General features: G+C 65.9%; 18 protein-coding genes. All 18 read right to left on the reverse strand.

Annotated features, from left to right (window positions below; genetic code table 11):
- Window positions 1–3: 3 nt before the first annotated feature.
- Entirely contained in the window at window positions 4–387 is a 384-nt protein-coding gene (gene rplR / locus ABD323_RS15960) for a 50S ribosomal protein L18 (RefSeq protein ID WP_344442248.1), read from the reverse strand.
- Between the two features lie 3 nt (window positions 388–390).
- The gene (gene rplF, locus ABD323_RS15965) at window positions 391–930 is read right to left on the reverse strand and encodes a 50S ribosomal protein L6 (RefSeq protein ID WP_344442249.1); all 540 of its coding nucleotides are present in this window, start codon (window positions 928–930) and stop codon (window positions 391–393) included.
- A 22-nt stretch (window positions 931–952) separates the two neighbouring features.
- A complete protein-coding gene (gene rpsH / locus ABD323_RS15970; protein WP_280666722.1) occupies window positions 953–1,360 on the reverse strand; it encodes a 30S ribosomal protein S8 in 408 nt (135 codons plus the stop codon).
- A 278-nt stretch (window positions 1,361–1,638) separates the two neighbouring features.
- The gene (locus ABD323_RS15975) at window positions 1,639–1,824 is read right to left on the reverse strand and encodes a type Z 30S ribosomal protein S14 (RefSeq protein ID WP_104816571.1); all 186 of its coding nucleotides are present in this window, start codon (window positions 1,822–1,824) and stop codon (window positions 1,639–1,641) included.
- Between the two features lie 4 nt (window positions 1,825–1,828).
- Window positions 1,829–2,407, reverse strand: coding sequence for a 50S ribosomal protein L5 (gene rplE, locus ABD323_RS15980; protein ID WP_035800855.1), 579 nt, complete (start codon window positions 2,405–2,407; stop codon window positions 1,829–1,831).
- Entirely contained in the window at window positions 2,407–2,718 is a 312-nt protein-coding gene (gene rplX / locus ABD323_RS15985) for a 50S ribosomal protein L24 (RefSeq protein ID WP_035802802.1), read from the reverse strand. Before rplX ends, rplE begins: the two co-directional genes overlap by 1 nt.
- Before the next feature lie 15 nt (window positions 2,719–2,733).
- Window positions 2,734–3,105, reverse strand: a complete 372-nt coding sequence (gene rplN / locus ABD323_RS15990; protein ID WP_035800854.1) for a 50S ribosomal protein L14 — start codon at window positions 3,103–3,105, stop codon at window positions 2,734–2,736.
- A gap of 102 nt (window positions 3,106–3,207) precedes the next feature.
- The gene (gene rpsQ, locus ABD323_RS15995; protein ID WP_035800852.1) at window positions 3,208–3,489 is read right to left on the reverse strand and encodes a 30S ribosomal protein S17; all 282 of its coding nucleotides are present in this window, start codon (window positions 3,487–3,489) and stop codon (window positions 3,208–3,210) included.
- A complete protein-coding gene (gene rpmC / locus ABD323_RS16000) occupies window positions 3,489–3,713 on the reverse strand; it encodes a 50S ribosomal protein L29 (RefSeq protein ID WP_035848170.1) in 225 nt (74 codons plus the stop codon). The genes rpsQ and rpmC overlap by 1 nt, the downstream gene beginning before the upstream one ends.
- The gene (gene rplP, locus ABD323_RS16005) at window positions 3,713–4,132 is read right to left on the reverse strand and encodes a 50S ribosomal protein L16 (protein WP_344442252.1); all 420 of its coding nucleotides are present in this window, start codon (window positions 4,130–4,132) and stop codon (window positions 3,713–3,715) included. The genes rpmC and rplP overlap by 1 nt, the downstream gene beginning before the upstream one ends.
- Window positions 4,133–4,137: 5 nt before the next feature.
- Window positions 4,138–4,974, reverse strand: a complete 837-nt coding sequence (gene rpsC / locus ABD323_RS16010) for a 30S ribosomal protein S3 (RefSeq protein WP_344442253.1) — start codon at window positions 4,972–4,974, stop codon at window positions 4,138–4,140.
- The gene (gene rplV, locus ABD323_RS16015) at window positions 4,974–5,321 is read right to left on the reverse strand and encodes a 50S ribosomal protein L22 (protein WP_344442259.1); all 348 of its coding nucleotides are present in this window, start codon (window positions 5,319–5,321) and stop codon (window positions 4,974–4,976) included. Before rplV ends, rpsC begins: the two co-directional genes overlap by 1 nt.
- A gap of 52 nt (window positions 5,322–5,373) precedes the next feature.
- Window positions 5,374–5,655: a 30S ribosomal protein S19 gene (rpsS, locus tag ABD323_RS16020; protein ID WP_030232469.1), complete on the reverse strand. Its 282-nt coding sequence runs from the start codon at window positions 5,653–5,655 to the stop codon at window positions 5,374–5,376.
- 11 nt (window positions 5,656–5,666) lie between these two features.
- Entirely contained in the window at window positions 5,667–6,503 is an 837-nt protein-coding gene (rplB, locus tag ABD323_RS16025) for a 50S ribosomal protein L2 (RefSeq protein ID WP_344442254.1), read from the reverse strand.
- 43 nt (window positions 6,504–6,546) lie between these two features.
- Window positions 6,547–6,867, reverse strand: a complete 321-nt coding sequence (gene rplW / locus ABD323_RS16030; RefSeq protein ID WP_073924305.1) for a 50S ribosomal protein L23 — start codon at window positions 6,865–6,867, stop codon at window positions 6,547–6,549.
- On the reverse strand, window positions 6,867–7,544 hold the full coding sequence (gene rplD / locus ABD323_RS16035; protein ID WP_344442255.1) for a 50S ribosomal protein L4: 678 nt from the start codon (window positions 7,542–7,544) through the stop codon (window positions 6,867–6,869). The genes rplW and rplD overlap by 1 nt, the downstream gene beginning before the upstream one ends.
- A 4-nt stretch (window positions 7,545–7,548) precedes the next feature.
- Window positions 7,549–8,193 (reverse strand): 50S ribosomal protein L3, encoded by a 645-nt coding sequence (gene rplC, locus ABD323_RS16040; RefSeq protein WP_035800835.1) that lies wholly within the window; start codon window positions 8,191–8,193, stop codon window positions 7,549–7,551.
- Window positions 8,194–8,207: 14 nt separating this feature from the next.
- On the reverse strand, window positions 8,208–8,516 hold the full coding sequence (gene rpsJ, locus ABD323_RS16045) for a 30S ribosomal protein S10 (protein ID WP_012785157.1): 309 nt from the start codon (window positions 8,514–8,516) through the stop codon (window positions 8,208–8,210).
- Window positions 8,517–8,857 lie beyond the last annotated feature (341 nt).

Raw genomic sequence — 8,857 nt, forward strand, 5'->3', positions numbered from 1 at the left:
GGCTTAGAAGTCGAGCCCGGCCTCGCGGGCCGCGTCCGCCAGGGCGGCGATGCGGCCGGCGTACCGGTTGCCCGCGCGGTCGAAGACGACCGACTCGATGCCGGCGGCCTTGGCGCGCTCGGCGACCAGGCTCCCGACCTTCTTGGCCAGCTCGGTCTTGTCGCCCTCGGCGCCCTTGATGGACACGTCGAGGGTGGACGCCGACGCCAGGGTGTGACCCTTGGCATCGTCGATGACCTGGGCGACCATGTGGCGGTTCGAGCGCGTCACAACGAGGCGCGGACGCACCTCGGTGCCGACGACGCGCTTGCGAACGCGGATCGCGCGGCGCTTACGGGCGGCGTTCTTGTAGCCGTTGCCCTTGCCGATCTTGACAGAGACGGTCATGGCTTACTTACCACTCTTTCCGACCTTGCGGCGGATGACCTCGCCCGCGTACTTGACGCCCTTGGCCTTGTACGGGTCGGGCTTGCGCAGCTTGCGGATCTTGGCCGAAACCTCGCCGACCAGCTGCTTGTCGATCCCGTCCACGTGGAACTTGGTGGGCGACTCGACCACGAAGGTGATGCCCTCCGGGGCCTCGATCAGGATCGGGTGGCTGTAGCCGAGCGAGAACTCCATGGAGGAGCCCTTCGCTGCGACACGGTAACCAACACCGCTGATCTCCAGCGACTTGCGGTAGCCCGCGGTCACGCCGGTGATCATGTTCGCCACCAGCGTGCGGGAAAGGCCGTGCAGGGCCTTCGACTGACGCTCGTCGTTCGGGCGCGAGACGACCAGGGTGCCGGTCTCGTCCTTGCTGATCTCGATCGGCGCGGCAACGGTGTGCGTCAGGGAACCCTTGGGGCCCTTCACACCGACCGTCTGGCCATCGATGGTGACGTCCACGCCGGCGGGAACCGGGATGGGCAGCCGTCCAATACGCGACATTGCTGTACCTCCGTTTCCCGAATTACCAGACGTAGGCGAGAACTTCTCCGCCTACGCCCTTCTTGGCGGCCTGCTTGTCCGTGAGGAGACCCGAAGACGTGGAGATGATCGCCACGCCCAGGCCGCCGAGGACCTTCGGCAGGTTGGTGGACTTTGCGTAGACCCGCAGGCCCGGCTTGCTGATGCGCTTGATACCAGCGATCGAGCGCTCGCGGTTGGGGCCGAACTTGAGCTCGATGGTCAGCTTCTTGCCGACCTCGTTCTCCTGCGGCTCCTCGACCTTCCAGCTGGAGATGTAACCCTCCTGCTGCAGGATCTGCGCGACGTGCGACTTGATCTTGCTAGCCGGCATCGCCACGGTGTCGTGGTACGCCGAGTTCGCGTTACGCAGACGCGTGAGCATGTCTGCGATGGGGTCGGTCATGGTCATGATGGCCTCAGGCCTCTCTCGCCGTGGTTTCTCCGCGCCAGGTCCCCCCGACGCACTCCGAGGAGTGCGGCAGGGGCACAGACGCAGGGGACCTGCGGCGTTAGTAAGACTGGGTGCGAGCCCACGGATGAGGGCCACGGACATTCATAGGGAATGCCGCGGCAGGGGGCCCGACCCCACTACCTTACGGGACACCGTACGGCCGCCCAAATCTGGGCGGTGTGGGGTCGGGCACCTCTGCTTCGCAGTGTTGTGCTACCGCTTGCCTGGAGCCTGGGTTACCAGGAGCTCTTGGTCACGCCCGGCAGCTCGCCGCGGTGCGCCATCTCACGGAGGCACACACGGCACAGGCCGAACTTGCGGTACACCGAGTGCGGACGGCCGCAGCGCTGGCAGCGGGTGTAACCGCGGACAGCGAACTTCGGCTTGCGCTCGGACTTCGCGATGAGGGACTTCTTCGCCATTGGCTCACGCCTCCTTGAACGGGAAGCCCAGAGCGCGCAGGAGCGCCCGGCCCTCGTCGTCGGTCTGAGCGGTGGTCACGACGGTGATGTCCATACCGCGCTGACGGTCGACCTTGTCCTGGTCGATCTCGTGGAACATGACCTGCTCGGTCAGACCGAAGGTGTAGTTGCCACGGCCGTCGAACTGCTTGGGGGAGAGACCACGGAAGTCACGGATACGCGGCAGAGCCAGCGACACCAGACGGTCCAGGAACTCCCACATGCGGTCACCACGGAGGGTGACGTGGGTGCCGATCGGCTGGCCCTCACGCAGCTTGAACTGCGCGATGGACTTGCGAGCCTTCGTCACCGCCGGCTTCTGGCCGGTGATGGCGGTGAGGTCGCGGATGGCACCGTCGATCAGCTTGGAGTCGCGGGCGGCCTCGCCCACACCCATGTTGACCACGACCTTGACCAGGCCGGGGATCAGCATGACGTTCTCGTAGGAGAACTCTTCCTTGAGCTGGCCCTTGATCTCGGAGTTGTAACGCTCCTTGAGGCGGGGGGCCACCTTCTCGACGTTCTCGATGGTCGTCTCAGACATCAGATGTCCTCACCGGTTCGCTTGGCAACGCGGATCTTGTTGCCCTCGTCATCGAAGCGGTAACCAACGCGAGTGACGACCTTCTTGCCGTCCTTCTCGACGACCAGCTGCACGTTGGAGACGTGCACCGGGGCCTCGACGGTGATGATGCCACCGGCGGTGCCCTGGCCGGGCTTGGTGTGCTTCTTGACCCGGTTCACACCCTCGACGAGAACCTTGTTGTCGGCGGGCATGGCCTGGATGACCTTGCCCTGCTTGCCGCGGTCCTTGCCGGTGATGACCTGAACCAGGTCACCCTTCTTGATCTTCATGCTGTTCGCCATGGGTTAGAGCACCTCCGGCGCAAGCGAGATGATCTTCATGAACTTCTTGTCACGCAGCTCGCGGCCCACCGGGCCGAAGATGCGGGTTCCACGGGGGTCACCGTCGGTGTTCTTCAGAACCACCGCGGCGTTCTCGTCGAACCGGATGTACGAACCGTCGGGGCGACGGCGCGACTTCACGGTGCGGACGATGACGCACTTGACGACGTCACCCTTCTTCACCGAACCACCGGGGATCGCGTCCTTGACGGTCGCGACAATGACGTCCCCGATACCCGCGTAGCGGCGACCGGAACCACCGAGAACGCGGATGCAAAGGATTTCCTTTGCGCCCGTGTTGTCGGCGACACGCAGTCGCGACTCCTGCTGGATCACAGCTTTCTCCTGATCGTCAACGAGAGTTGACGGGCCGGCCGCTGCTCACACCGGCGCCCGCGAGGGACCCGATGCACATACGGCCGTACCCGAGCAACTTCGTTACTTGGCCTTCTCGAGGATCTCGACGACGCGCCAGCGCTTCGTCGCGGACAGCGGACGGGTCTCCGCGAGGAGCACCCGGTCGCCGATGCCGCAGGCGTTCGCCTCGTCGTGCGCCTTCAGCTTGTTCGTACGGCGGATGACCTTGCCGTACAGAGCGTGCTTGACGCGGTCCTCGACGGCGACGACGACGGTCTTGTCCATCTTGTCGCTGACGACGAGACCCTCACGGGTCTTGCGGAAGCCGCGCGCCTCAGTCTCGTTGGTGGTGTTCTCAGTCATCAGGCGTTCTCCACCGTCTCGATGCCCAGCTCGCGCTCGCGCATCAGGGTGTAGATCCGCGCGATGTCCTTACGGACCAGCCGGAGCCGTCCGTGGTTGTCGAGCTGTCCGGTCGCCGCCTGGAAGCGGAGGTTGAACAGCTCCTCCTTGGCCTCGCGGAGCTTGGCAACGAGACCCTCGTTGTCCAGCTCGCGCAGCTCAGCAGCCTTGGTGCCGGCCGACATCAGCTCTCACCTGCCTCGCGCCGGACAATCCGGCACTTCATCGGGAGCTTGTGAGCAGCGCGGGTGAGCGCCTCACGAGCAACCTTCTCGTTGGGGTAGGACAGCTCAAACATGATCCGCCCCGGGTGAACGTTGGCGATCCACCACTCCGGCGAACCCTTACCGGAACCCATGCGGGTCTCGGCAGGCTTCTTGGTGAGGGGACGGTCCGGGTAGATGTTGATCCAGACCTTGCCGCCACGCTTGATGTGACGGGTGATGGCGATACGAGCGGACTCGATCTGCCGGTTCGTCACGTAGGCCGGGGTGACGGCCTGGATGCCGTACTCGCCGAAGGCGAGTTCGGTGCCACCCTTGGCAGCGCCGCGGCGCTTCGGGTGGTGCTGCTTGCGGTGCTTGACCCGACGGGGGATCAGCATGTCGGTCAGGCCTCCGTTCCGGTGCTCTCGGCCGCCGGCGCCTCAGCGGTCACCTGGGCAGCGCCCTCGGTGCTCGCCGGACGACGACCGCCACGGGCTGCGCCACCGCGCTCGCCGCCACGGCCACCGCGCTCGCCGCCACGCGCGGGGCGGGCGTCGTTGCGGGCCGGACGGTTGCCCGAGCGGGCAGCGGCGTTCTCAGCGCGGACCTCGGCGATGTTCTTGACGTCGCCCTTGTAGATCCAGACCTTCACGCCGATGCGGCCGAAGGTCGTCTTGGCCTCGAAGAAGCCGTAGTCGACGTTCGCGCGCAGCGTGTGCAGCGGCACACGACCCTCGCGGTAGAACTCCGAACGGCTCATCTCGGCGCCGCCGAGACGACCGGAGCACTGGACCTTGATGCCCTTGGCGCCGGACTTCATGGTGCCCTGCATCGACTTGCGCATGGCACGGCGGAACGACACGCGGGAGGACAGCTGCTCCGCGACGCCCTGAGCCACGAGCTGGGCGTCCAGCTCGGGGTTCTTGACCTCGAGGATGTTCAGCTGGACCTGCTTGCCGGTCAGCTTCTCGAGGTCGCCGCGGATGCGGTCGGCCTCGGTGCCACGGCGACCGATGACGATGCCGGGGCGAGCGGTGTGGATGTCGACGCGGACGCGGTCGCGGGTGCGCTCGATCTCAACCTTCGAGATGCCGGCGCGCTCCATGCCCTTCGTCATCATGCGACGAATGGCAACGTCTTCCTTGACGTAGTCCTTGTACAGCTTGTCGGCGTACCAGCGGGACTTGAAGTCCGTGCTGATGCCGAGGCGGAACCCGTGCGGGTTAACCTTCTGGCCCATTACCGGGTCCCTTCCTTGCTGCTGACGACCACGGTGATGTGGCTGGTCCGCTTGCGGATCCGGTAGGCACGGCCCTGGGCGCGCGGACGGAACCGCTTCAGGGTCGGGCCCTCGTCAACGTACGCCTCGCTGATGACGAGGTCGTCCACGTTGGTGTGGTTGTAGTTGTGCGCGGCGTTGGCAATGGCGCTGTTGAGCACCTTGCCGACCGGCACGGTCGCGGCCTGCGGAGCGAAACGCAGGACCGCCTGGGCCTCCGTGGCGTTCAGGCCACGGATGAGGTCCACCACGCGGCGGGCCTTCATGGGCGTGACGCGGATGTACCGCGCCTGGGCCCTGGCTTCCATGGTTGTCCCCTTGCTGGTGTAAGTCATGAGTCGTTGCTTATCCGCTTGGCGACTAGCGACGCTTCGACTTGCGGTCGTCCTTGACGTGACCGCGGAACGTACGCGTCGGCGCGAACTCGCCGAGCTTGTGGCCGACCATCGACTCGGTGACGAACACCGGGACGTGCTTACGACCATCGTGAACCGCGATCGTGTGACCGAGCATGCTCGGGCTGATCACGGAGCGGCGGGACCAGGTCTTGATGACGTTCTGGGTACCCGCTTCGTTCTGGACGTCCACCTTCTTGATGAGGTGGCCGTCGATGAAGGGGCCCTTCTTGAGACTGCGCGGCATCTGACCTGCTCCTAGCGCTTCTTGTTGGTCTTGCGGCGGCGCACGATGAGGGCGTCCGAAGCCTTCTTGGCCTTACGGGTGCGACCCTCCTTCTGGCCCCACGGCGAGACCGGGTGGCGACCACCGGAGGTCTTACCCTCACCACCACCGTGCGGGTGGTCGATCGGGTTCATGGCCACACCACGCACGGTCGGGCGAACGCCCTTCCAGCGCATACGGCCGGCCTTGCCCCAGTTGATGTTCGACTGCTCGGCGTTGCCGACCTCGCCGACCGTCGCGCGGCAGCGCACGTCCACCAGGCGGATCTCACCGGAGGGCATGCGCAGGTGCGCCATGCGACCCTCACGGGCGAGCAGCTGGATGCCGGAGCCGGCGGAGCGGGCCATCTTGGCACCGCCACCGGGACGCAGCTCCACCGCGTGGATGGTGGTACCGACCGGGATGTTCTGCAGCGGCAGGTTGTTGCCCGGCTTGATGTCGGCCTTGGGGCCGTTCTCGATCCGGTCACCCTGCGTGATGCCACGCGGCGCGATGATGTAGCGCTTCTCGCCGTCCGCGTAGTGCAGCAGCGCGATGCGAGCGGTGCGGTTGGGGTCGTACTCGATGTGCGCGACCTTGGCCGGCACGCCGTCCTTGTCGTGACGACGGAAGTCGATCACGCGGTAGGCGCGCTTGTGTCCGCCACCCTGGTGGCGAGCGGTGATACGACCGGCGTTGTTACGGCCGCCCTTGCTGTGCAGGGGGCGAACCAGCGACTTCTCCGGCGTGGACCGCGTGATCTCTACGAAGTCGGCCACGCTGGAGCCACGACGGCCCGGCGTAGTCGGCTTGTACTTGCGGATGCCCATTTGGCTCTCTCGTCCTCGTCCTTATCGACGATCACGATCTCCGTTAGGAGACCGGACCACCGAAGATGTCGATGCGGTTGCCCTCAGCCAGCGTCACGATGGCGCGCTTGGTGTCCTTGCGCTTGCCAAAGCCCGTCTTGGAGCGCTTGCGCTTGCCCTGACGGTTGAGCGTGTTGACGGACTCGACCTTGACCGAGAAGACCGCCTCGACGGCCTGCTTGATCTGGGTCTTGTTGGCACCCGGCGACACGACGAACGTGTACTTGTTCTCGTCGAGGAGCGCGTAGCTCTTCTCGGAGATGACCGGCTTCACCAGGACGTCACGGGGGTCCGTGAACGTCTTGCTCGTGATCTCTGCAGCCATCAGGCGGCGCTCCCTTCGAGCTCGCCCTCAGCAGCCACAGCCTTGGCGGACGCGGCGGGACCCGCCACGAAACGCTCGAAGGCAGCCTGGGTGAAGACCACATCGTCGGAGACGAGCACGTCGTAGGTGTTCAGCTGACCCGCGTCCAGGATGTGCACGTTCGGCAGGTTGCGAGCGGACTTCAGGCCCAGCTCGTCCGCGCGCTCGACGACCAGGAGGACGTTCTTGCGCTCGGTGATCTTGCCGAACAGACCCTTCGCGGCCTTGGTCGACGGCGCCTCGGTCGCGACCACGTCGGTGATGACGTGGATGCGGTTGTGGCGGGCCCGGTCGGTGAGCGCACCGCGGAGCGCGGCGGCGATCATCTTCTTGGGGGTCCGCTGCGAGTAGTCACGCGGCTTCGGGCCGTGGACGACGCCACCGCCGGCGAACTGCGGGGCGCGGGTCGAGCCCTGACGGGCGCGGCCGGTGCCCTTCTGGCGGTACGGCTTGCGGCCGCCGCCTCGGACCTCGCCACGACGCTTGGTCGAGTGCGTACCCTGGCGAGCGCCGGCGAGCTGAGCGACGACGACCTGGTGCATCAGCGGAACGCTGACCTTGGCGTCGAAGATCTCAGCCGGCAGCTCGAGGGTGCCGGTCTTGTCGCCCGCGGGCGACAGGATGTCAATGGTGCTCATATCCTCACAGCCCCTTCGCCGCGGTGCGGACGAGGATGAGGCCGCCGTTCGGACCGGGGATTGCGCCCTTGATGAGGAGCAGCCCCTTCTCCGCGTCAACGGCGTGGATGGTCAGGTTCTGGGTGGTCACGCGCTCGTGGCCCATCCGGCCGGCCATCTTCATGCCCTTGAACACGCGACCCGGGGTGGCGCAGCCACCGATCGAGCCGGGCGAACGGTGCTTGCGCTGCACGCCGTGACCGGCGCCGAGGCCCTTGAAGTTGTGACGCTTCATGACACCGGCGAAGCCCTTGCCCTTGGAGGTGCCGGTCACGTCGACCTTGACACCCGCCTCGAACAGCTCGGCGGTGATCTCCTGGCCCAGCGTGTACTCGGACGCGTCCGAGGTACGCAGCTCGACCAGGTGGCGGCGCGGGGTGACACCGGCCTTGGCGAAGTGACCCGCGAGGGGCTTGTTCACCTTGCGGGGGTCGATCTCGCCGAAGCCGATCTGCACGGCGTCGTAGCCGGTGCCGTCAGCGGTGTGGATCTGGGTCACGACATTGGGCCCGGCCTTGACGACGGTCACCGGAACGATCCGGTTGTTCTCGTCCCAGACCTGGGTCATGCCGAGCTTCTCGCCCAGGATGCCCTTAATCTGCTTTGCCATCTTCGTCGCGCCTCTCAGAGCTTGATCTCGATGTCGACGCCGGCCGGAAGGTCGAGGCGCATCAGCGAGTCAACGGTCTTCGGGGTCGGGTCGAGGATGTCGATCAGACGCTTGTGGGTGCGCATCTCGAAGTGCTCGCGCGAGTCCTTGTACTTGTGCGGCGAGCGGATGACGCAGTAAACGTTCTTCTCAGTGGGCAGCGGCACCGGGCCCGCGACCTGAGCACCAGTGCGAATGACGGTCTCGACGATCTTCTTCGCCGAGGAGTCAATCACCTCGTGGTCGTAGGCCTTGAGCCGGATGCGGATCTTCTGTCCCGCCATGGCTACTCAGTAGTCCTTTGTCTCGTTTTGCAGCTCATACAGCCGTAGTCGTCCGGGTGGACTTCTCCGGTGGCGTCCGCAGGTGGTTACCTCCGGCCCCCGCGCTCGGGCGTGTCGCACTCGAGTCAGCAAATGAGGCGCACAGCACCTCAGGGGTCCGGGTCGGCCTTGCACCCGTCGGCCGCCGGATCGAGGCCCTGCCCACGCTTCCCGGAAGATTCCCGTACGTCCGCCCCGCAGCTGCCGCGGTGTCGCTTACACACCACTGCATTCACACACAGCACGTGAACACATGAACGGCCATCACGGGAACGACGAGTACATGGGACTCGCTTCCGGTC

Origin of the sequence: Kitasatospora nipponensis (genome assembly GCF_039528135.1) — a bacterium.
Classification (GTDB): domain Bacteria; phylum Actinomycetota; class Actinomycetes; order Streptomycetales; family Streptomycetaceae; genus Kitasatospora; species Kitasatospora nipponensis.

Excerpts from the sequence above, each read along its gene's own strand:
- rplC (WP_035800835.1), bottom strand. The coding sequence starts at position 8,193 with ATGGCAAAGCAGATTAAGGGCATCCTGGGCGAGAAGCTCGGCATGACC.
- rpsC (WP_344442253.1), bottom strand. The coding sequence starts at position 4,974 with ATGGGCCAGAAGGTTAACCCGCACGGGTTCCGCCTCGGCATCAGCACG.
- rplB (WP_344442254.1), bottom strand. The coding sequence starts at position 6,503 with ATGGGCATCCGCAAGTACAAGCCGACTACGCCGGGCCGTCGTGGCTCC.
- rpsH (WP_280666722.1), bottom strand. The coding sequence starts at position 1,360 with ATGACCATGACCGACCCCATCGCAGACATGCTCACGCGTCTGCGTAAC.
- rplD (WP_344442255.1), bottom strand. The coding sequence starts at position 7,544 with ATGAGCACCATTGACATCCTGTCGCCCGCGGGCGACAAGACCGGCACC.
- rpsJ (WP_012785157.1), bottom strand. The coding sequence starts at position 8,516 with ATGGCGGGACAGAAGATCCGCATCCGGCTCAAGGCCTACGACCACGAG.
- ABD323_RS15975 (WP_104816571.1), bottom strand. The coding sequence starts at position 1,824 with ATGGCGAAGAAGTCCCTCATCGCGAAGTCCGAGCGCAAGCCGAAGTTC.
- rplW (WP_073924305.1), bottom strand. The coding sequence starts at position 6,867 with ATGGCTGCAGAGATCACGAGCAAGACGTTCACGGACCCCCGTGACGTC.
- rplV (WP_344442259.1), bottom strand. The coding sequence starts at position 5,321 with ATGGAAGCCAGGGCCCAGGCGCGGTACATCCGCGTCACGCCCATGAAG.
- rplP (WP_344442252.1), bottom strand. The coding sequence starts at position 4,132 with ATGCTGATCCCCCGTCGGGTCAAGCACCGCAAGCAGCACCACCCGAAG.
- rplF (WP_344442249.1), bottom strand. The coding sequence starts at position 930 with ATGTCGCGTATTGGACGGCTGCCCATCCCGGTTCCCGCCGGCGTGGAC.
- rplE (WP_035800855.1), bottom strand. The coding sequence starts at position 2,407 with ATGTCTGAGACGACCATCGAGAACGTCGAGAAGGTGGCCCCCCGCCTC.
- rpsQ (WP_035800852.1), bottom strand. The coding sequence starts at position 3,489 with ATGACTGAGAACACCACCAACGAGACTGAGGCGCGCGGCTTCCGCAAG.
- rplR (WP_344442248.1), bottom strand. The coding sequence starts at position 387 with ATGACCGTCTCTGTCAAGATCGGCAAGGGCAACGGCTACAAGAACGCC.
- rpmC (WP_035848170.1), bottom strand. The coding sequence starts at position 3,713 with ATGTCGGCCGGCACCAAGGCTGCTGAGCTGCGCGAGCTGGACAACGAG.
- rplX (WP_035802802.1), bottom strand. The coding sequence starts at position 2,718 with ATGAAGATCAAGAAGGGTGACCTGGTTCAGGTCATCACCGGCAAGGAC.
- rpsS (WP_030232469.1), bottom strand. The coding sequence starts at position 5,655 with ATGCCGCGCAGTCTCAAGAAGGGCCCCTTCATCGACGGCCACCTCATC.